The 19,439-nt window shown below is 64.3% G+C and carries 18 protein-coding genes and 1 tRNA gene; 11 read left to right on the top strand and 8 right to left on the bottom strand.

Annotated features, from left to right (window positions below; all coding sequences use genetic code 11):
- The first annotated feature begins 11 nt into the window (after positions 1-11).
- Complete coding sequence (locus IEV62_RS10210; protein WP_188447256.1) at positions 12-1,091, top strand: potassium channel family protein; 1,080 nt, start codon at positions 12-14, stop codon at positions 1,089-1,091.
- A gap of 13 nt (positions 1,092-1,104) precedes the next feature.
- Here IEV62_RS10210 and thiE read toward each other — a convergent pair whose 3' ends face one another.
- The gene (gene thiE / locus IEV62_RS10205; protein ID WP_188447098.1) at positions 1,105-1,785 is read right to left on the bottom strand and encodes a thiamine phosphate synthase; all 681 of its coding nucleotides are present in this window, start codon (positions 1,783-1,785) and stop codon (positions 1,105-1,107) included.
- A gap of 49 nt (positions 1,786-1,834) precedes the next feature.
- The gene (locus tag IEV62_RS10200) at positions 1,835-2,734 is read right to left on the bottom strand and encodes a fructose bisphosphate aldolase (protein WP_188447096.1); all 900 of its coding nucleotides are present in this window, start codon (positions 2,732-2,734) and stop codon (positions 1,835-1,837) included.
- Between the two features lie 145 nt (positions 2,735-2,879).
- Between IEV62_RS10200 and IEV62_RS10195 the strand changes: the two genes are divergently transcribed.
- The gene (locus tag IEV62_RS10195; protein ID WP_188447094.1) at positions 2,880-3,410 is read left to right on the top strand and encodes a TlpA family protein disulfide reductase; all 531 of its coding nucleotides are present in this window, start codon (positions 2,880-2,882) and stop codon (positions 3,408-3,410) included.
- Positions 3,411-4,086: 676 nt separating this feature from the next.
- On the opposite strand, the gene IEV62_RS10190 is transcribed toward IEV62_RS10195, so the two are convergent.
- The 3 genes from IEV62_RS10190 to gap form a co-directional block, all read right to left on the bottom strand.
- Entirely contained in the window at positions 4,087-5,280 is a 1,194-nt protein-coding gene (locus tag IEV62_RS10190; RefSeq protein ID WP_188447092.1) for a phosphoglycerate kinase, read from the bottom strand.
- On the bottom strand, positions 5,277-5,684 hold the full coding sequence (locus IEV62_RS10185; protein WP_188447255.1) for an MOSC domain-containing protein: 408 nt from the start codon (positions 5,682-5,684) through the stop codon (positions 5,277-5,279). Before IEV62_RS10185 ends, IEV62_RS10190 begins: the two co-directional genes overlap by 4 nt.
- A gap of 155 nt (positions 5,685-5,839) precedes the next feature.
- A complete protein-coding gene (gene gap / locus IEV62_RS10180; RefSeq protein WP_188447090.1) occupies positions 5,840-6,850 on the bottom strand; it encodes a type I glyceraldehyde-3-phosphate dehydrogenase in 1,011 nt (336 codons plus the stop codon).
- A 180-nt stretch (positions 6,851-7,030) separates the two neighbouring features.
- Here gap and IEV62_RS10175 point away from each other — a divergent pair, with 180 nt between their 5' ends.
- The 4 genes from IEV62_RS10175 (at position 7,031) to IEV62_RS10160 (ending at position 8,550) form a co-directional block, all read left to right on the top strand.
- Positions 7,031-7,216 (top strand): hypothetical protein, encoded by a 186-nt coding sequence (locus IEV62_RS10175; protein ID WP_188447088.1) that lies wholly within the window; start codon positions 7,031-7,033, stop codon positions 7,214-7,216.
- The gene (locus tag IEV62_RS10170; protein WP_188447086.1) at positions 7,216-7,503 is read left to right on the top strand and encodes a cell division protein ZapA; all 288 of its coding nucleotides are present in this window, start codon (positions 7,216-7,218) and stop codon (positions 7,501-7,503) included. The genes IEV62_RS10175 and IEV62_RS10170 overlap by 1 nt, the downstream gene beginning before the upstream one ends.
- A 292-nt stretch (positions 7,504-7,795) precedes the next feature.
- Positions 7,796-8,344 (top strand): 5-formyltetrahydrofolate cyclo-ligase, encoded by a 549-nt coding sequence (locus IEV62_RS10165; protein ID WP_188447253.1) that lies wholly within the window; start codon positions 7,796-7,798, stop codon positions 8,342-8,344.
- Positions 8,341-8,550: a DUF2842 domain-containing protein gene (locus IEV62_RS10160; RefSeq protein ID WP_188447084.1), complete on the top strand. Its 210-nt coding sequence runs from the start codon at positions 8,341-8,343 to the stop codon at positions 8,548-8,550. The genes IEV62_RS10165 and IEV62_RS10160 overlap by 4 nt, the downstream gene beginning before the upstream one ends.
- 116 nt (positions 8,551-8,666) lie before the next feature.
- On the opposite strand, the gene IEV62_RS10155 is transcribed toward IEV62_RS10160, so the two are convergent.
- Positions 8,667-8,743, bottom strand: a tRNA-Asp gene (locus IEV62_RS10155).
- 45 nt (positions 8,744-8,788) lie between these two features.
- On the bottom strand, positions 8,789-10,003 hold the full coding sequence (locus tag IEV62_RS10150) for an AI-2E family transporter (protein ID WP_188447082.1): 1,215 nt from the start codon (positions 10,001-10,003) through the stop codon (positions 8,789-8,791).
- A 53-nt stretch (positions 10,004-10,056) separates the two neighbouring features.
- On the opposite strand from IEV62_RS10150, the gene glpK reads away from it, so the two are divergent.
- Entirely contained in the window at positions 10,057-11,517 is a 1,461-nt protein-coding gene (glpK, locus tag IEV62_RS10145) for a glycerol kinase GlpK (protein WP_188447080.1), read from the top strand.
- 78 nt (positions 11,518-11,595) lie between these two features.
- Here glpK and IEV62_RS10140 read toward each other — a convergent pair whose 3' ends face one another.
- A complete protein-coding gene (locus tag IEV62_RS10140; RefSeq protein WP_188447078.1) occupies positions 11,596-13,335 on the bottom strand; it encodes a class I adenylate-forming enzyme family protein in 1,740 nt (579 codons plus the stop codon).
- A gap of 141 nt (positions 13,336-13,476) precedes the next feature.
- Here IEV62_RS10140 and IEV62_RS10135 point away from each other — a divergent pair, with 141 nt between their 5' ends.
- The 4 genes from IEV62_RS10135 (at position 13,477) to IEV62_RS10120 (ending at position 19,349) form a co-directional block, all read left to right on the top strand.
- Entirely contained in the window at positions 13,477-14,709 is a 1,233-nt protein-coding gene (locus IEV62_RS10135) for a serine hydrolase domain-containing protein (protein ID WP_188447076.1), read from the top strand.
- Between the two features lie 132 nt (positions 14,710-14,841).
- The gene (locus IEV62_RS10130; protein WP_188447073.1) at positions 14,842-16,872 is read left to right on the top strand and encodes a 3-hydroxyacyl-CoA dehydrogenase NAD-binding domain-containing protein; all 2,031 of its coding nucleotides are present in this window, start codon (positions 14,842-14,844) and stop codon (positions 16,870-16,872) included.
- Positions 16,869-18,170: an amidase family protein gene (locus IEV62_RS10125; RefSeq protein ID WP_188447072.1), complete on the top strand. Its 1,302-nt coding sequence runs from the start codon at positions 16,869-16,871 to the stop codon at positions 18,168-18,170. The genes IEV62_RS10130 and IEV62_RS10125 overlap by 4 nt, the downstream gene beginning before the upstream one ends.
- Positions 18,171-19,349 (top strand): acyl-CoA dehydrogenase family protein, encoded by a 1,179-nt coding sequence (locus IEV62_RS10120; RefSeq protein WP_188447070.1) that lies wholly within the window; start codon positions 18,171-18,173, stop codon positions 19,347-19,349. It begins immediately after the preceding gene.
- The last annotated feature ends 90 nt before the right edge of the window (positions 19,350-19,439 follow it).

Below are 19,439 nucleotides of genomic sequence, written 5' to 3'. Positions count from 1 at the left end.
ACCCTTTGGCTGTGCGCACCTTCCTGACCGATACCGAAAGCGTGCTGGGTTCGCCCCTGCGCAACCTCGCGTCGATTGTGGCGTTCGTGCTTACCGTCGTGGTGGTGGCGACGCTGGCCTACATGGCTGCCGGATGGAGCTTCACCGACGCATCGTACATGGTGGTCCTGACGGTCTATACCGTCGGATACGGCGAGGTCCGGGCGATCGATACGCCGTACCTCCACGCGGTCACGATGGGGACGATGATCCTTGGCTGCACCGGCATGATCCTGCTGACCGGCGCGCTGGTTCAGTTCTTCACCGTGATACAGCTCAAGCAGATTTTGGGAGCGAATCGCATGCACGCGCGCATCGAGAAATTGACCGGGCACGTTATCGTGTGCGGCTTCGGGCGGATCGGCCTGATGCTGGCGCGCGACCTGGCGTGCGCGGGCACGCCGCTGGTGGTGGTCGAGCGCGGACCGGAACGCCTCGCCGAGGCGGAGGCAGCGGGCTATCTCTGCATCGCTGGCGACGCGACCGAGGAGGACGTGTTGCTCGCCGCCGGGATCGACCGCGCGCGTGTTCTGGCGACGGTCCTGCCCGATGACGCCGCCAACGTCTTCATCACCTTGAGTGCGCGAAATTTGAACCCCGCGCTCGAAATCATCGCGCGCGGCGAGGCCCCGACGACCGAGCGCAAATTGCTACGCGCGGGCGCCGACAAGGTTGTCCTGCCGACGCATATCGGGGCCGAGCGCATCGCACGGATGATCCTCTATCCGGCCAGCGGTGCCTTGTCCTCGGCCGATGCCGTGGTGCGGGCGCGCAACGATCTCGGCGAACTGGGGCTCGATCTCGAACTGGTCGTGGCCGAGCCGGGGACCGCGATGGCCAATCTCAGCGTGGGCGATGCCGAACGGCTGGCGGCCGGGGCGTTCTTCATTGTTCAGATCAAGCGCGGCGACACCCGCCTCACCCGCCCGCCGAGTGACGAGCGCATCCTGGCCGGAGACGAGGTCATGGTGCTGGTCCGCGATGCCGGCACCGTCGCGCGCAAGCTCTTCACCAACAAGGTCGAACTGCGCGTCGGCCGGAACCGCTTCTAGCGCGAGCGCCGCGCTACGCCAGCACCGCGTCGAACGCCTGTATCGCCGCCGCCTCGTCGCCGCCCCACACGGCATGGCTTACCGCCAGAAAATCGGCCCCGGCAGCGACCAGCGGCGGCGCATTGGCGGGGGTGATCCCGCCGATCGCAACGCAAGGGATTTCGAAGACCGTCGACCACCAGCTGAGCAGCACCGGGTCGGCGACATGCTCGGTCGTCTTGGTCTGGGTCGGGTAAAAGGCACCGAACGCGACATAATCCGCGCCCGCATCGCCCGCCTCCATCGCCAGGTGACGGCTGCCATGGCAGGTCACGCCGATCTGTCCGGCCGGCCCGAGTTCGAGGCGGGCTTCGCGCGGATCGCCGTCGCCCTGCCCCAGATGCACCCCGTCGGCCCCAACGCGCTTGGCCAGCGCGATGCTGTCATTGACGATAAACGCAACGTCGGCATCGCTGCAAATCCGGCGCAGCGGCTCGGCCAGCAATGCAGCCGCATGCTGATCCACATCCTTCACGCGGAACTGGAACGCGGCGACCGGGCCGGCGTCGAGTGCGCGCTTCAGACGGTCGGGAAAGATGCCGCCAACCTCCAGCGGAGAGACGAGATACAGCTGGCATTTCGGCCGCCGCATGTCGCGTTTGAACTGCGTCGCGAAATTGGGGTCGAGCGGGCCGAGCGGGTCGATGATGTCCATCGCGCCGCCCTAACCGCAGATCGCGCGCAGCGAAAGTCGCAGCATGCGATCAGCCCGCCGCCTTCTCCGTCGACGCCGTGTAAATCTCGTCGATCGCAGCGCCGAGCGCGGCGTCGAATTCCGCATCGGTCATTTGATGGCGCAGATCGGACAGCAAAGCACGGCTGAAGCTGGCGATGATCCCGCGATTTTTTGCCAGTTCGGCGCACGCCTCGCCGCGGCTGAACCCGCCCGACAGCGCCACGACGCGCAGCACGCGCGGGTGATCGACCAACGGCGTAAACAGGTTGGGCGTGGCCGGAATCGAGACCTTGAGCATCACCTTGGCATCGCCGGTCATCGCGTCGAGCGCCTTCAGGATCTCCTCGAGCAGGATCTGATCGGCTTCGGCGCGCTCGGCGCTCTTGATATTCACTTCGGGCTCAAGGATCGGCATCAGCCCGCCCGCCAGCACCGCCTGCGCGACCGCAAACTGTTGCGCGACGATCGCGGCGATGCCGGTACGATTGGCGAGGTTGACGACCGAACGTTCCTTGGTCCCGAACACGCCCAGCGCCTTCGCGCTTGCCAACAAGGCGTCGAGCCCGGGCATCGGCTTCATCACTTGCACGCCGTCGGCTTCGTCCTCCAGGCCCTTGTCGATCTTGAGGAAGGGCACCACGCCCCGGTCGCGCAGCGCTTGCGGTGTCGGCTTGCCGTCGACCAGGCCGTCCATTGTGCGTTCGAACAGGATCGCGCCGATCACCTTGCCGCCGCTGAAGCTCGGCGCGGTGATGATGCGGCTGCGCATGTCGTGGATCAGATCGTACATTTCGGTGTCGTTCGACCAGGCATCCGCCGTTACGCCATAACCGGCCAGCGCCTTGGGCGTCGATCCGCCACTCTGGTCGAGCGCGGCGATGAAGCCGTTCCCGGTTGCGATCTTGGCCATCATGTCCTGGTCGAGCATCGGGTGTCCTTCACTATCTGCGCGTGGTGCGCCGCCGCGCATACGAATGTTGTCGCGGCTGTTAGCGGGCCGGACAGCATGGGGCAACGGTTGACCGCGCGCGACAAGCACGCCAATCTGCATCCCACGTCATAGGGGGCGAACAATGCGCACTTCTTTGAAATTTCTTAAAAAGTTGACCGCCGGGACTGCGCTGTGCCTCGCCGCCCCGCTGCTCCTCGGGGCAAGCGGATCGCTTAAGGTTGGCGCTATCGCGCCGCCGTTCGAACTAACGCTGATGGATGGCACCAAAGTGTCCTCGGCAGATTTGCGCGGGCAAGTCGTGGTGCTGAATTTCTGGGCGACGTGGTGCGTCCCGTGCAGATCGGAACTGCCGCTGCTCGATCGCTATTATGAAATCCAAAAGGCGCGCGGATTGCGCGTCTTCGCCATCACCACCGAAGATTCGGTACCACTCTACCAGCTCAAGAAGCTGTTCGCCGTCATGCACATCCAGCCGGCGCGCAAGATCAAGGGCAAATACGACACGCTGGGCGGCGTGCCGACCAACTACATCATCGATCGCGCTGGCCGCATTCGCTATGCTAAGGCAGCGGCGTTCGATCTCGATGCGCTCAACAAGGAGCTGGTTCCACTGCTGGTGGAACCGGTCCCTGTCGCACTTCCCGCGAGTTAGGGGATAAAGTCACGAATGGGCATCACCTGTAATGCCCAGTTGCAGACAGCAGATGACGCGGGCATCTTTCGACAATGTCTATCCAAACGGATACCGCGAATCGCGAGGCAAGAGAAGAACCCGCGCCAGAAATTGTATGGGCCGGGCGACCTTACCAAGGTCTTTTCTTATCGCCAGAGGGTTGGGTTTCCGTAGTTGCGAGTGGCGCTCTCGTCGGGCTGCTTGCAATCGGCACGCTAGTTTGGGGAGTTTCCATCTGGGCTCCCATCACGACGGGTGGGTTGATCGGTCTTGCCACTTGCGGGCAGATGATCGCAGACAAGCGATTGCGGCAGCATTTGCGATACGAATTGCGACGCGACGGGCTAAAAATTATCAAATGCTCAGAAGGTTGTAACAGCGTCCTACGAACCGTCTGTGTGCAACAATTATCAAACGTAAAGCCAGACTGGCCCGGACGGATCGCAAGCATTAGCCTACCGCCAAGACCGCAAGATGTTTACGACGAGATTTTCAACGAGTGGACCGTGCTCGTGCCCGCATGTCGGCCGTCCGCCAAGCTTGTATTGGTCGAGGGGGCAAGCGAAGTGGCGGCGATGTTGGAACGAATTTCGCGTTCACCGGGCTAACGGAACGACCGTACTCCACTCACTCTCATACGCTACGCAACTCCGTTTCACGCGTTCCGCCGCAACGCCGCGACACCCGGCAAGTCCTTGCCCTCCATCCACTCCAGAAACGCGCCGCCTGCGGTCGAGACGAAGGTGAAATCCTCCGCGGCACCGGCCTGATTGAGCGCCGCGACGGTATCGCCGCCGCCTGCGACCGAGACAAGCGATCCGCTCTTGGTCAGCGCGGCGGCCGTCCGTGCCAACGCCACCGTCGCCGTGTCGAACGGCGGCGTCTCAAACGCGCCGAGCGGGCCATTCCATACCAACGTCCGGCAATTCTTGAGTACATCGGCCAGCGCCTCGGTCGCCGCCGGGCCGATGTCGAGGATCATTTCGTCGGCGGCAACTTCATGGACGTTGACCGTGCGCACCGGCGGATTGGCCCGGAATTCCTTCGCCACCACCACGTCATACGGCAGATGGATCGTGCAATTGGCGCGCTCGGCCGCCACGAAAATCTCGTCCGCCGTGCCGGTCAAATCATGTTCGCACAGCGACTTGCCGACATCGACGCCGCGCGCCGCCAGGAAGGTATTGGCCATGCCGCCGCCGATGATCAAATGATCGACCTTGCTGACGAGATGCTGCAGTACGTCGAGCTTCGTTGAAACCTTCGCGCCGCCCACCACCGCCGCGACCGGATGTTCGGGGTTGCCCAGCGCCTTGTCGAGCGCATCGAGTTCGGCCTCCATCGCCCGCCCGGCAAAGGCGGGCAGCACGTGCGCCAGCCCTTCGGTCGAGGCGTGCGCGCGGTGCGCCGCGGAAAAGGCATCGTTGACGTAAAGATCGCCCAGCGCCGCGAAGCGCGCGACGGTCGCCGGATCGTTCTTCTCCTCGCCGCCGAAGAAACGCGTGTTCTCGAGCACCGCGATATCACCGGGGGCGAGCGCCGCGACCGCTGCGACATCGCCTTCCCAATCGACATACTTCACCGGCCGACCAAGCACGGCGGAATAGGGTTCGACGATCTGCCGCAGCGAAAATTCCGCGCTCGGTCCCTTGGGTCGCCCGAAATGCGCCAAGATCAGCACGATCGCTTTATTGTCGGCCAATTCGGTCACCGTCGGCAGCGTCGCGCGGAAACGCGTATCGTCGCTCACCACGCCATCGTGCATCGGCACGTTGAGGTCCTCGCGCACCAGCACACGCTTGCCGTGGACGTCACCGATATCGTCAAGCGTCTTGAAAGCTCTCGTCATGCTACGATCCTGATTGTGTCGCCGACGCGGATCATCCCGCCGACCAATACGCGCGAACACGCGCCGCCGCGCCAATCGACCAGCAATGCCGCCCTGAGGCCGGGAGCCAATCCTTCCATCCGTTCACACGGATCGGTCTCACGCGTGATTTCGAGCAGCACATCGGTGCCAATGCGCAGCTTCGTTCCCGGAACTTGCGGCAGATCAAGACCTTCAACCAGCAAGTTCGCACGGCGTTCGAACCACGCAATGCTGTGGCCGATCTCGGCCATCGCTGCCGCCCAGTCGCCGCTTTCCATCAGCGTGACTTGCCGGCGGCCCCTACCGCCGGGCTTCACCACGCCGCGAAAATCGCCGTGCAGGCCGCCTGCGACACTCACCTCGACATGATCGAGCGCCTCCATCGGGGCCTTGGGACGCGCATGCCGCGCGATGCCGGCAAGCGTGCCAACCCCGCTGCCAACACCGTCACCCCAGCGAAGGCTGGGGTCTCCGTGGGGCGCTTGATCCGCATCCCCCCTAGAGATGCCAGCCTGCGCTGGCATGACGGCGAGGGCCATTACAGGAACTTGCCCATTGCACCCGCCGTGTCGACCATGCGGTTCGAAAAACCCCATTCATTGTCGTACCAGCTGACGACGCGCACCAATTTGCCGTCGAGCACTGCCGTTTCCAGGCTGTCGACCGTCGACGAGGCCGATGTGTGCATCAAGTCGATCGACACCAACGGCTCGTCCGACCAATCCAGAATGCCGACCAGCGGCCCGCTCTCCGACGCGGCCTTCAGGATTGCATTGACCTCGTCGCGCGTCGTGTCGCGCTTGGGCGTGAAGGTCAGGTCGATCAGCGAGACGTCGGGGGTCGGCACGCGGATTGCCGAACCGTCGAGCTTGCCCTTCAATTCCGGCAACACTTCGCCGACTGCGCGCGCGGCGCCGGTCGTGGTCGGGATCATCGACATGCCGGCCGCGCGGGCGCGGCGCAGATCGGGGTGGATCTGATCGAGGATCTTCTGATCGTTGGTATAGGCGTGGACCGTGGTCATCAGCCCGCGCTCGATCCCGATCGCATCGTTGAGCACCTTGGCGACGGGCGCGAGGCAGTTGGTGGTGCACGACGCGTTCGACACGATCGTGTGATCGGCGGTCAATTTGTCGTGGTTGACGCCGAACACGACGGTCAGATCGACATTCTTGCCCGGGGCCGAGATCAGCACCTTCTTGGCACCGGCATCGAGATGCTTCTGGCAGCTTTCGCGGTCGGTGAAGAAGCCCGTGCATTCCAGCACGATATCCACGCCCAGTTCGGCATGCGGCAAATTCGCCGGGTCGCGCTCGGCGGTGACGCGGATGCGCTTGCCATCGACGACCAGATCATTGCCCTCGGCCGACACCTTGCCGGGATATTTGCCGTGCACCGAATCGCGGCTGAACAGCCACGCATTCGATTTCGCATCGGCCAGATCGTTGATCGCGACCAGATCAAGTCCGCTGTCGTTCCGCTCGAGAATCGCGCGCGCGACAAGGCGGCCAATGCGCCCGAAACCGTTGATCGCAACCTTGATCGTCATCGCTATAGCTCCTTGAAAGCGGATCGACCCGGCGGCGTCGTACGGCGACCGAGTCCTGCAATGCGCGCGTCTTTGCGGGCGGCGGGCGCGCGCGTCAACCGTCGCACGCCGCGCTCGGCTTGACACACGATCGTCACAAATGCGCCTTGTCGGGGCGTCGCGGCATGCTATCTGCGCGGAATGTCAGAGCCATCTCCCCCGACCGCGCTCGACCGGATCGATCGGGCGCTCGCCCGAATCGAAGTCGCCGCAGCCTTGCGCGACACCAGCCGCGCCCGCCTGATCGCCCGTCACGCAGCGCTGCGCAGCCGCATGGCCGAGGCGATTGCCGCGCTCGATGCGGTCCTCGAACGCGAGCAAAACTGATGGCAGATGTTACACTTACCATCGGCGACCGCCGCCACAGCGTCGCTTGCCCCGATGGGCAGGAGGATCAAGTGCGCCGCCTCGGGACGATGCTCGATGCGCATTGGTCGACCGCAGCACGCGCCTCGGGCGGTCTCAACGGCGAGCGCACGATGCTGTTCGTCGCGCTGATGCTCGCCGATGCACTGGAAGAAGCCGATCGCCGTCCTACGGCGACCAAGGATGAGGCTGTGTTGGAGCGAATCGCGACGCGCCTCGAATCACTCGCTGCGTCTCTTGAGCAATAGCCGCAACGCGCCTATATCAGTAAGCGGCGGGTACTGCCCGATACGAGCCTTTATTATCCCTGAGGCTATTCATCATCCAAAGGGGGCTGTCCCTGTTAGGATCTTGGTCCGAAGCATATGGTCCCCACCTGACGTACCGTGCGTCAGTGGATAACCCGGCCACCGGTCACGGCGGTCCCGCCACCCGCGACGCGCGCACGACGACAGCGAAGCTGTCGCAGAGACGCGCAAGCGCGGCCGGGCTTGGCTCCAGCCAAGCTCCGACGGCGCGGCTTTGCCGCGACGCGCCGTGATTCCCACCGACAAAAACCGCTTGCGCGCCCAAATCCGCGCCGCCCGCGATGCCTTCGTGGCGGGAAAGCCGCCCGCGATAGAAGCGCCCCCAGAATATCGCGCGCTGCTGAAGCCCGGCCTGACCGTCACCTCCTACGTTCCGATCGGCAGCGAGGCCGACCCGTCGCTGCTCGCCCGCGCGGCGGTCGAGGCCGGCTGTGTGATTGCCCTGCCCCACGTCACGATTCGCACCGAACCGATGCGCTTCCTCGCCTGGGCAACCGAAGCGGCCCTGTTTGCCGGTCCGTTCGGGCTACAGCAGCCAGCCACAGACGCTACAGCGCTCGTGCCCGACATCATTCTGACGCCGCTCCTTGCCTTCGATGCGAAGCTCGACCGATTGGGTCAGGGGGCGGGCTATTACGATCGCGCCTTCGCGCAATTCCCGCATGCGCGCCGGATCGGGGTTGCATGGGACGTACAACGCGTCGAAACGCTGCCGACCGATCCGTGGGACATGCCGCTCCACGCGATCATCACCGAAAATGGATGGACCCCACGACCATGACCCCAAGCTGGCGCAAACCTGTGGGGATGCTCGGCATCCTGGCGCTGATCACGATCTGGTGCATCCTCGCGGCCAGCCTGTCGGGCGTGGTCGGGCAGCTGCACCCGCTGCTGCAGGCGGCATATTATTTGGTCGCCGGGATCGCGTGGATCTGGGTGCTGCCGCTTCGGCGGATGCTGGCGTGGATGGAGACCGGGCGGTGGTGAGTTTTTGAGGCGAGGATCGTCGCGGCTAAGCCGCGCCATCGACCGGGGCTGTGGCCCCGTAGGCCGATCTTGCAAGTCTCGTAAATAGCTTCGCTATTTTCGTGCTTGCTGCGCTTTGGCGCGAGTGACGGGACTCGAACCCGCGACCTCCGGCGTGACAGGCCGGCGCTCTAACCAACTGAGCTACACCCGCTTATAAAGCGTGAGGCGAGCCAACTATGCGAGCCGCCCTACCCTGTCAACCACCGGTTTCGCGTTCTTCCGCAGAACCGTCGAAACCGCCCTTGCCGCGCCCGGTTAAAGTGCCGTGCTCGAACAGGAAACCGGCGATATCGGGCTTGCCCGCCGCGCCGATGATGGTTTGCAGGATAATCAGCAACGGCACCGCCAGCAGCGTGCCCGCCGTGCCCCATACCCATGACCAGAAGCTGATCGAGACGAGAATCATGATCGGGTTGATCGTCAAGCGGTGCCCGACGATCAGCGGCGTGATCGCATTGGCCTCGATCAGATGGCAGCCAATCATCGCGAAGGCGGGAACCAGCGCGACCCAAATGTCCTGAAAGGTCATCAAACCGCCCAGCGCCAGCAACATCGCCGCCGCGATCGGCCCGAAATAGGGCACGTAATTGAGCAAGGCGACGATCCCGCCCCACATCAGCGGAAATGGCATCCCCATCACCCACAACAGGCCCGACATCAGCAGCCCAAGCGACAGGTTGATCACGGTGATCGTCCCGAGATAGGCCGAGGTATCGTCGACCACGTCCTGAATCACCCGCGCGGTCGCCATCGCGCCGCCAAAGCTCGCCCGGCTGGTGATCGTCTTCTTGCGCAACCGCGACCAACCGGACAGGAAGAAGAACACGATCAGAACGCCAAAAAACACTTGCACGATCACCGACGGCGCAAAGCTCGCCGCAAGTTCGAGGATCGAGCTCGGCGGGGTTACCGCCGTCGTCGCCGGGGCCTTGATCGGGCCGGTCGCGGCGAGGTGCTGGACGGTGCGGTTGAGATATTTCTGGAAGCTTTGATACAGATCGATCAGCGGCGCGATGTTCATCTGAATTCGGTCGATGCGTTCGGGCAAGCGACGGAAAAATTCGGTTGCGGGCACGATGATCGCCGCCAGCGCGACGTTCGCCGCAACGAGGAACAGCAAGACACAGGTCAGCGCCGCCAGGGCCGACGGAACACGCCGCCGCTCCAGCCATTCGAGCACCGGCACCAGCGCGATGGCGATGACCAACGCCGCGGTGGTAGGCAGGAAGAACTCGGCCCCGGCTTTCAGCGCGAACGGCAGCGCCAGTGCGAGGCCGACCCCGGCGATCAGCGTGAGCGCCGCCAGCAGCCGATCGCGCCGCAACGCAACGCGGCGTTCATCCTCGTCCCCGGCCGCCTGTGCCACCGGCAAGCCAAACGCACCGCTCTTGTTGTCATCCCGTTCTGCCATGGCGCGACTCTAGCGCCATTCCCACGCCGCGCAAACGGCGCTAGCGATGGAGCATGGCCGATCTCATCCTGGTTATCGACGAGGGCACCACCTCGACCCGCGCAATGCTGTTCCGCCCCGACGGGACGTGCCTTGCCACCCGCGCCGCGCAACTGACCCAGCATTATCCGGAGCCAGGCCGAGTCGAGCATGATGCGGCCGAGATCTGGGACAAGACGCTCAGCGTCACGCGCGCGGTGATCGACGAAGCGGGCGGCGCCGAAAAGATCGCCGCGATCGGCATCACCAATCAGCGCGAAACGGTGGTGTTCTGGGACCGCGAGACCGGCGAGCCGCTCGCCCCCGCGATTGTCTGGCAAGACCGCCGCACCGCCGCCACCTGTCGCGCGCTAAAGAAGGCGGGGCATGAAAGCGTCGTACAGGCCAAGACCGGGCTGCTGCTCGACCCGTATTTTTCGGGGAGCAAGATCGGCTGGGCCATGGCGCATTGGCCTGCGGTCAAGGCAGCGGGCGCGCGTCTCGCGGTCGGCACGGTTGAAAGCTGGCTGGTCTGGAAGCTAACGGGTGGCTTGCACATTACCGACGCGACCAACGCCAGCCGCACCGCGCTGATGGCGATCGGCAGCGGGCAATGGGACGACGGCCTGATCGACCTGTTCGCCGTCCCGCGCGCGGCCTTGCCCGAGATCGTCGATTGCGCCGGTCAATTCGGCACTACTACGCTGTTCGGCTCCCCAATCCCGATTTGCGGCATTGCCGGCGACCAGCAAGCCGCCACGATCGGGCAATCGTGCCTCGCGGTCGGCGAGACCAAGGCGACCTTCGGTACCGGCGCGTTCGTCCTCAGCCAGGCCGGACCGACCCCGCCGACCTCGCGCCATCGCTTGCTGTCGACGATCGTCTGGCAATTGGGCGGACGGCGCTCCTACGCGCTCGAAGGATCAGTGTTCGTCGCGGGCAGCCTGATCAAATGGCTGCGCGACGAAGTCGGCTTGATCGGCACGGCGGCAGAAACCGAAGCCTTGGCGCGCAGCGTGCCCGACAATGGCGGCGTGTACTTGGTACCAGCCTTGTCCGGCCTCGGCGCGCCATGGTGGGAGCCCGATGCGCGTGGGGCGATCTCAGGCCTGAGCTTTTCGACCGGCAAGGCGCACATCGTCCGCGCCGCGCTGGAAGCGATGGCGCATCAAGCGCACGATCTGAAGACCGCCTTTGCCGCCGACGGCGTCGATTGGGCGAGCGTGCGGATCGATGGCGGGATGGTCGCCAATGACTGGATGGCGCAGGACATGGCCGACATCCTCGACGTCAGCGTCGAACGCCCAAAATTCGCCGAGACCACCGCGCTTGGTGCGGCGATGCTGGCCGGGATCGGGTGCGGGCTGTTTTCCGACCTGGCCGAGGCCAGCGTCATGCGCGGTGCGGTCGAGACGTTCGAGCCGATGATGCCGCCCGAGACACGCGAGGCACGGCTGGCAGGGTGGAAAGTCGCGGTCGAGTCGGCAATCGCGTAACCCGTTGCGGGACTGAGCGTGTGCCCTTCAGCGCCCACGGCCGAACGAAATCGCATCCGCGCCCGTGCCGCACCCGGCTCACGCCGCGACCCGGTCCTCGAACAGCACCTTAAGGTCCTTCTTCAAAATCTTGCCATTCGCGTTGCGCGGCAAGGTGTCGTGGACGAAGCGGATCGCGACCGGCGTCTTGAAGATCGCCAGGCGCGCCTTCACCCAGGCCTGCAATTCCGCCTCGCTCGCCTCCATTCCGGGGGCGAGATGGACGACCGCGGCGGGTTCCTCGCCCAGCGTGCGGTGCGGAATGCCGATCAGCGCGCAATCGGTGACCGCCGGATGCGCGTAGAGGACGTTCTCGACCTCGCTCGAATAGATATTCTCGCCGCCGCGGATGATCATGTCCTTCGCGCGATCGACGATATAGACGAAGCCCTCGTCATCGAGCCGCGCCAGATCGCCGGTGCGCACCCAGCCATTGACGAAGGTCGCGGCGGACGCTTCGGGCTTGTTCCAATAGCCCTTCACCACCATCGGCCCGCGCGCCCATAGCTCTCCGACGTCGCCAATGGCGAGTTCGGTCACGCCATCCTCATCGACGATCTTGAGATCGGCAACGGGCACCGGCGGCCCCGCGCTGGTCGGGCGCGCGAGATAATCCTCGCCGCCATGTCCGGTGACGGTCGCCATCGTCTCGGTCATGCCCCAGCCATTCGAGGGCAGCGCGCCGAATTCGGTGAAGATTCGCCGCACCAGTTCGGGCGCGGACGGGGCCCCGCCATACGCGATCGCCTCGAGCGAAGAGAGATCGTAACGGTCGCGGTCGGGATGCTCGAGGATCTGCCACGCGATTGTCGGCACGCCGCCGGTCACGTGCACCTTTTCGCGCTCGATCAACTCCATCGCGCGGATCGTGTCCCATTTGCGCATGAAGACGAGCGTGTTGCCGGCCGCGACCGCCCCCATCATCGTCGCGCTGCACGCAGTGACGTGGAACATCGGAATGCAGGTGAGAAAGGTCTTGGGCGTCGGATCGGGGATCGCCTCGCCGCGCCGCAAATACGTTCGCGCACCGGAAAAGGCCGAGGTCAGGATGTTGGTCATAAGGTTTCGGTGCGATCCAAGCGCACCCTTGGGGTTGCCGGTCGTACCGCTGGTATAAAAGATCGTCGCCGCATCGTCGGGCAGCAGCGCGACCGACGGCAACTCTGCGTCGGGCAAGGTCGCATACCCATGCGGCGTGCCGATCAGATCCTCCAGCCGCATCGCGCGCGGATCGAGCGCGACCGATGCGCGCGCCACGACCATCTTCTCGATCGCGGGCAAAGCCGGATTGTCCGTCGCCAGCCGCTGATAGCGCTCATCATCGACGAACAGGATCCGGCAGCCCGAATCGTCGATGCCATATTCAAGCTCGCCGCTGGTCCACCACGCGTTCAACGGCACAACGATCGCCCCGATGCTCGCCGCTGCAAAGAAGATCACCGGCCATTCGGGCAAATTGCGCATTGCGAGGCCAACGCGATCGCCCTTGCCGATCCCCATTGCGACCAGCGCATGCGCCAGCGCGGCCACGGCGCGGAAATTCGCGTCATAGCTGACACGCTCGTCCTCATAGACCGTGAACGCGCGTGCGCCATGCGCCCGCGACGCGGCGATCAGCCATGCGAGCGACGGGGGTGCATGCTTCCACACGCGAGTCGGAATCCCGTCGATCTCGACCGTCTCGATCTCGAACTTGCCACCCGCGACCGTCAGCGCCGCTTCGGCGTCGGCAAGCGCCATTTTGGGCCAGGCCGGGTCGAGCGCGACGAGTGGTTCCATATCCAAGACGATGCTCTCCTCTATGTCGGCGCGTGCGTCAGTTGAAACTCGGGTTTGCCGCGCCGATCGAATTTCGCAAGGTTAGTGTTGATTCGCGCGCCACTCAAGGCAATAGGGACCTTGCGCTTTCGAACCGGGGGTATGGAAACTGACATGACCGTGAACCTGCCCGTCACCGGACGATTCGACACCGCCCGCCTCGCCGCGATCGATACGTTTCTAAAGGAACGCTATCTCGATTCGGGCAAGCTCCCCAATTGCCAGCTGTTGATCGCGCAGGGCGGTGAGATCGCGCATTTCTCGTCGCAAGGAGCGGCACGAGAAGGCGGTGCCAGCATCGACGAGAGCTCGCTGTTCCGCATCGCCAGCATGACCAAGCCGATCACCTCGATCGCGTTCATGATGCTGGTCGAGGAAGGCAAGGTCGCGGTCGACACGCCGGTCCACCACGTACTCCCCGAATTTAAAGGGCTCGGCGTGTATAATGGCGGCGGCGGCGGCGTGCCGTTCCAGACCAAGCCGACGACCGAACCGATGCGGATGGTCGATTTGCTGCGTCATACCTCGGGGCTCACCTACGGTTTTCAGAATCGCTCGAATGTGGACGCGGCCTATCGCGAGGGCAAAATCGAGAATTGGCATGGCGGGCTCGACCTCAACGGCTTTATCGCGGCGCTCGGTAAGCTGCCGCTCGAATTTTCGCCCGGCGATGCATGGAATTATTCGGTCTCGACCGACGTGCTCGGCGCAGTGGTCGAACGGGTGTCGGGCCAATCGCTGCCCGATTTCTTCCGCACCCGCATCTTCGCGCCGCTCAAGATGGACGACACCTTCTTTGCCGTGCCCGAAGACAAGATCGACCGGCTGACCGATTGCTACACCTTTGTGCCCGGAAAGGGCCGCGTGATGTACGATCGCGGCGAAGCGAGTGCGTGGAGCCGGATGCCCAAGCTCGTCTCGGGCGGCGGCGGGCTCGTCTCGACCGCACTCGATTATCACCGGTTCTGCACGATGCTGCTCAACGGTGGCGAACTCGACGGCGCGCGGATCGTCGGGCGCAAGACGATCGAGCTGATGACGTTGAACCATTTGCCCGGCGGCTCGGATCTTGCCGCGATGTCAAAGTCCTTGTTCAGCGAAGCGGCGAACGCGGGCACCGGCTTCGGGCTTGGCTTTGCGGTCAATGTCGATGTCGCGCGCTCGATGATTCCGGGGTCGGCCGGCGAATATTATTGGGGCGGGATGTTCTCGACCGCGTTTTTCGTCGATCCGGTCGAACAGCTGTCGATGGTGTTCATGACGCAAATGTCGCCGTCGAACGTCTATCCGATACGGCGCGAGTTGAAGACGTTGATCTACAGCGCACTGACGTAACGAACTCGCTTCCCCGGCGAAAGCCGGGGCCCAGTTGCGCTGCTTGTGATAACGAAGCGCAACGCAACCAACTGCTGCCCCGCGACTAGGCCCCGGCCTTCGCGGGGGAAGGATTTAGGGAGTAAAATGACAATGACCGGCCCGATCACCACCGAACTCCACGACGATGTCCTCGTGATCATCTCGAACAATCCGCCGGTCAACGCGCTCGGCGCAGCGGTGCGGCAGGGGCTTGAGGCTGGGATCAAGGAAGGTCTCGCCAACGATGCGGTCAAAGCGATGGTCATCCGCTGCGATGGTCGCACCTTCTTTGCCGGAGCCGACATCACCGAATTCGGGCGGCCGATGCAGGAGCCCGGCCTGCCGACCGTCGTCGACATGATCGAAATGGCCGATAAGCCGGTCGTCGCCGCGATCCATGGCACCGCACTTGGCGGCGGGTGCGAGGTCACGCTCGGCTGCCATTACCGCATTGCCGTGCCGAGCGCGAAGATCGGTACGCCCGAGGTCAAGCTCGGCCTGCTCCCCGGGGCTGGCGGAACGCAGCGCATCCCGCGCATCGCTGGCGTGAAAGTGGCGCTTGAACTGACCGCCAAGGGCGATCCGATGTCGGCCAAGATGGCGCTTGGTGCTGGTCTGATCGACCGCGTCGCCGGGGAAGACAGCCTGGTCGCCGACGCGATCGCCTTTGCGCGCGACATCGCCGCCGCCCGCCCCCTGCCCCGCGCCCGCGAGAAGACCGCAAAGGCCGACCCGGAAGCGGTGGCCGCGTTCAAGAAGGACAATGCCAAGCGGTTCCGTGGCTTCGACGCCCCCGCCGCCAACATCGCTTGCGTCGAGAAGGCCGCCGACGGCTCCAGCTTCGAAGAAGGTATCGCGTTCGAACGCGCTGAGTTCATGAAGCTGATGATGGGCGTCCAGTCCGCCGCACAGCGCCACATCTTCTTCGCCGAGCGGCAGGCCGCCAAGATCGATGGGATTGACCCCAAGATCGCGCTACGCCCGATCAAGAAGGTCGGCGTGATCGGCGCAGGCACGATGGGTGGCGGAATTTCGATGAATTTCCTGTCGGCGGGCATTCCCGTTACGATCGTCGAGATGGCACAGGACGCGCTAGATCGCGGGACGGGCACGATCCGCAAGAATTACGAAGCCTCCGCCTCCAAGGGTCGGATCAAGCCCGAACAAGCCGAAGCCGCGATGGGCGCGCTAACCGCGACGCTCGATTTCGCCGCGCTCGCCGATTGCGACCTCGTGATCGAGGCGGTCTATGAGAATATGGACGTGAAGAAGGAAATCTTCGGCAAGCTCGACGCGATTTGCAAGCCGGGCGCGATCCTCGCGTCGAACACCTCCTATCTCGACGTCAATGCAATCGCCGCCGCGACCAATCGCCCGGGCGACGTGCTCGGCATGCACTTCTTCTCGCCCGCAAATGTGATGAAGTTGCTCGAAGTCGTGCGCGGCGAAAAGACCTCGGATGACGTGCTAGCAACCGTGATGGCGCTCGCCAAGACGATCAAGAAAGTCGCAGTCGTCGCGGGGGTGTGCGACGGGTTTATCGGCAACCGGATGCTCAAGCCGCGCCAGATCGAAGCCATGAAGCTGCTGATGGAGGGCGCGACGCCCGAGCAGATCGACCGCGTTCATGTCGCATTCGGCATGCCAATGGGGCCGTTCCAGATGAGCGATCTCGCCGGGGTCGATATCGGCTGGCATCGCGACCCGACCCGCATCGAAAGCATCCGCGACGCGCTCGCCGCCGAAGGGCGCTGGGGCCAGAAGACGCAAAAGGGCTTCTACGATTATGACGAGAAGCGGAACCCGACGCCAAGCCCGCGCGTCGCCGAGATCATCGAGGATTTCCGCGCGAAATCCAACATGCAGAAGCGTGAGATCAGCGACGAAGAGATCATCGAAAAGACGCTCTACACGATGGTCAATGAAGGCGCGCTGATCCTGGAAGAGAAAATGGCGCAGCGCGCGTCCGACATCGATGTCGTGTGGATCTACGGCTATGGCTGGCCGATCTATCGCGGCGGGCCGATGTTCTGGGCCGATAGCGAGGGTCTCAAGAAGATCGTCGCCGGCCTCGAAAAGCACGGTTTTGCAGTGAGCGAGTTGCTCAAGAGCAAGGCCGAGAGCAACGGGCGCTTCAATTGAAATCGGCAATCGCCACCGCCGCCGCGATCCGCTCGGGCGAGACCACCGCGCTCGCCGAGTGCGACGCGGCCATCGCGCGGATCGAAGCGGGCGATGGCGCGATCAACGCCGTCGTCATCCGTGATTTCGATCGCGCCCGCGACGCCGCGCGCGCGATCGACGCGGGGCCGAAGGATGACCGCGCGCTGCTCGGCGTGCCGATGACGGTCAAGGAAAGCTTTGACATTGCCGGTTTGGCGACGAGCTGGGGCTTTGCCGAACATGCCGATCATATCGCGACCGAGGATGCCGTCGCGGTGCAGCGGCTGAAGGCGGCGGGTGCTGTCATCCTCGGCAAGACCAACATCCCCGTCGGCCTCGCCGATCTGCAGACCAACAACCCGAATTACGGCCGCACGCGCAACCCGCATAACCTCGACCGCGTCAGCGGCGGCTCCTCGGGCGGGTCGGCTGCAGCGCTTGCGGCGGGGTTCGTGCCGCTTGAGTTCGGTTCGGACATTGGCGGATCGATCCGCGTTCCCGCCGCCTTTTGCGGGATATGGGGTCACAAGCCGACCTTCGGAATGCTCGACACGGACGGCCATTATTTTCCGCGTACCCAAGGGGCTGCGCCGAATCTCAGCGTGATCGGCCCGCTCGCGCGCGATCCCGACGATCTCGCACTGGCGCTCGATCTCGTCAGCGATCTTCCGTTGCCCAAGCCCACGCCGCGCGGCACGGGCGACTGGCGCATCCTCATCCTCGCGCGTCATCCGCTCGCGGCGGCTGCGGCGACGATATCCGACGCGGTCGAGGCGGTCGGGGCAGCCTTTGCGAAAGTCGGTGCGACAGTAGACTATCACAGCGACTTGCTTCCCGATCTTAAGAGCCAGCATGAAGATTACATGCGCATTCTCGCGGTCGCGATGGCGCGCGGGGCACCCTCCCCCAGCGGCCCACCGTCGACCCCGATGATCGTCCTGCTCGACCGGCAAGCCGCATGCCGTCGCGCGTGGCGTCGGCTGTTTCGCGCGTATGACGCGGTGATCGCCCCCGCCTGGGGCACGACGGCCTTCCTGCACGACGACACACCGATCGGCGATCGCATCGCCATGATCGATGGTGTCGCAACCCCCTTCGCCGCACAGATCGCCTATCCCGGCCTTGCCACCTTCCCGCTGCTGCCCGCCACCAGCGTTCCGGTCGGCGTCGATCCCGACGGCATGCCGATCGGCGTGCAAGTGATTGCAGACCGTTATGCCGACCACACCGCCATCGCCGTCGCCCGCGTGGCGCACGACCTCGTCTGGAGCCGATAGATGACCGACCTCGACACCTTCCGCGCCGAAACCCGTGCCTGGCTGGAAGCGAACTGCCCGCCCGAAATGCGCGAGCCGATCCGCACCGATAAGGATGCGTGCTGGGGCGGACGGAACCCGGATTTCCAGCCCGGCCAGAAAGAATGGATGGACGCCATGGCGTCGCGCGGCTGGACCGTGCCCGATTGGCCGGTCGCCTATGGCGGCGGCGGGTTATCGCCAGCGGAGACCAAAGTTCTGCGCGAAGAAATGGCAGCAATGAAGTGCCGCAACCCGCTCAATTCCTTCGGTATCTCTATGCTCGGGCCAGCATTGCTGAAATACGGGACGGAGGAGCAGAAGCTCGATTACCTGACCAAGATCGCGAAGGGGCAAATCCGCTGGTGTCAGGGCTATTCCGAACCCAATGCCGGGTCGGACCTCGCCAGCCTCGCCACCAGCGCCGAGGATGCGGGCGACCATTATGTCATCAACGGGCAGAAGGTGTGGACCTCCTATGCCGACAAGGCCGATTGGATTTTCTGCCTCGTCCGCACCGACAAAACCACCAAGCAGGGCGGGATCAGCTTCGTACTGTTCGACATGGCCTCACCCGGCGTCTCGACCAAACCGATCCTGCTGATCTCGGGCTATTCGCCCTTCTGCGAAACCTTCATGGACAATGTGAAGGTGCCCAAGTCGCAGCGCGTCCATGACGAGAACAAGGGCTGGGACGTCGCCAAATATCTGCTGGGCCATGAGCGCGAGATGATTTCCGGCATGGGTCTGGCAAGTTCGGGCGGCAACCCGTTGATCGAAGGCGCAATCGCCACGATCGGGCTCGATCATGACGGCCGCCTCGCCGATCCGTTGCTCCGCGCGAGCATCGCCTCTTTCGAAGTGCGCGCGAACGCATTCGGGTCGATGTCCGAGCGCTTCATCGACGAGTTGAAAGCGGGTCGCGCGCATCCCGCGCAGCCCTCGATGATGAAATATTACGGCACCGAGCTCAACAAATCGCGCCATGAGCTGATGATGGCGGCGGGTGGTTCGAACTTGCTCGAATGGGAGAGCGAAAGCTCGCGCGGCGGTGCCGAGGCGCGCGCGTGGCTGCGCACTAAGGCGAATTCGATTGAGGGGGGGACGAGTGAAGTCCAGCTCAACATCATCGCCAAACGGATTTTGGAATTGCCGGCGTAACACACCACCCTCTCCCGCTTCGCGGGAGAGGGTGGCCGAACGAAGTGAGGTCGGGAGAGGGCAGCGACGCGGACGTTCGTTCCCGCGACT

Origin of the sequence: Sphingomonas psychrolutea (assembly GCF_014636175.1) — a bacterium.
Lineage (GTDB): Bacteria > Pseudomonadota > Alphaproteobacteria > Sphingomonadales > Sphingomonadaceae > Sphingomonas > Sphingomonas psychrolutea.
This window is presented reverse-complemented; position numbering and strand designations above follow the sequence as displayed.

Bases quoted from the DNA above. Each gene is read 5' to 3' on its own strand.
- IEV62_RS10120 (WP_188447070.1), top strand. From the start codon at position 18,171: ATGACCGACCTCGACACCTTCCGCGCCGAAACCCGTGCCTGGCTGGAA.
- gap (WP_188447090.1), bottom strand. From the start codon at position 6,850: ATGACGATCAAGGTTGCGATCAACGGTTTCGGGCGCATTGGCCGCCTT.
- IEV62_RS10150 (WP_188447082.1), bottom strand. From the start codon at position 10,003: ATGGCAGAACGGGATGACAACAAGAGCGGTGCGTTTGGCTTGCCGGTG.
- IEV62_RS10130 (WP_188447073.1), top strand. From the start codon at position 14,842: ATGACCGGCCCGATCACCACCGAACTCCACGACGATGTCCTCGTGATC.
- IEV62_RS10200 (WP_188447096.1), bottom strand. From the start codon at position 2,734: ATGCTCGACCAGGACATGATGGCCAAGATCGCAACCGGGAACGGCTTC.
- thiE (WP_188447098.1), bottom strand. From the start codon at position 1,785: ATGGACATCATCGACCCGCTCGGCCCGCTCGACCCCAATTTCGCGACG.
- IEV62_RS10175 (WP_188447088.1), top strand. From the start codon at position 7,031: ATGTCAGAGCCATCTCCCCCGACCGCGCTCGACCGGATCGATCGGGCG.
- IEV62_RS10185 (WP_188447255.1), bottom strand. From the start codon at position 5,684: ATGGAGGCGCTCGATCATGTCGAGGTGAGTGTCGCAGGCGGCCTGCAC.
- IEV62_RS10135 (WP_188447076.1), top strand. From the start codon at position 13,477: ATGGAAACTGACATGACCGTGAACCTGCCCGTCACCGGACGATTCGAC.
- IEV62_RS10140 (WP_188447078.1), bottom strand. From the start codon at position 13,335: ATGGAACCACTCGTCGCGCTCGACCCGGCCTGGCCCAAAATGGCGCTT.
- IEV62_RS10170 (WP_188447086.1), top strand. From the start codon at position 7,216: ATGGCAGATGTTACACTTACCATCGGCGACCGCCGCCACAGCGTCGCT.
- IEV62_RS10195 (WP_188447094.1), top strand. From the start codon at position 2,880: ATGCGCACTTCTTTGAAATTTCTTAAAAAGTTGACCGCCGGGACTGCG.
- IEV62_RS10190 (WP_188447092.1), bottom strand. From the start codon at position 5,280: ATGACGAGAGCTTTCAAGACGCTTGACGATATCGGTGACGTCCACGGC.
- IEV62_RS10160 (WP_188447084.1), top strand. From the start codon at position 8,341: ATGACCCCAAGCTGGCGCAAACCTGTGGGGATGCTCGGCATCCTGGCG.
- glpK (WP_188447080.1), top strand. From the start codon at position 10,057: ATGGCCGATCTCATCCTGGTTATCGACGAGGGCACCACCTCGACCCGC.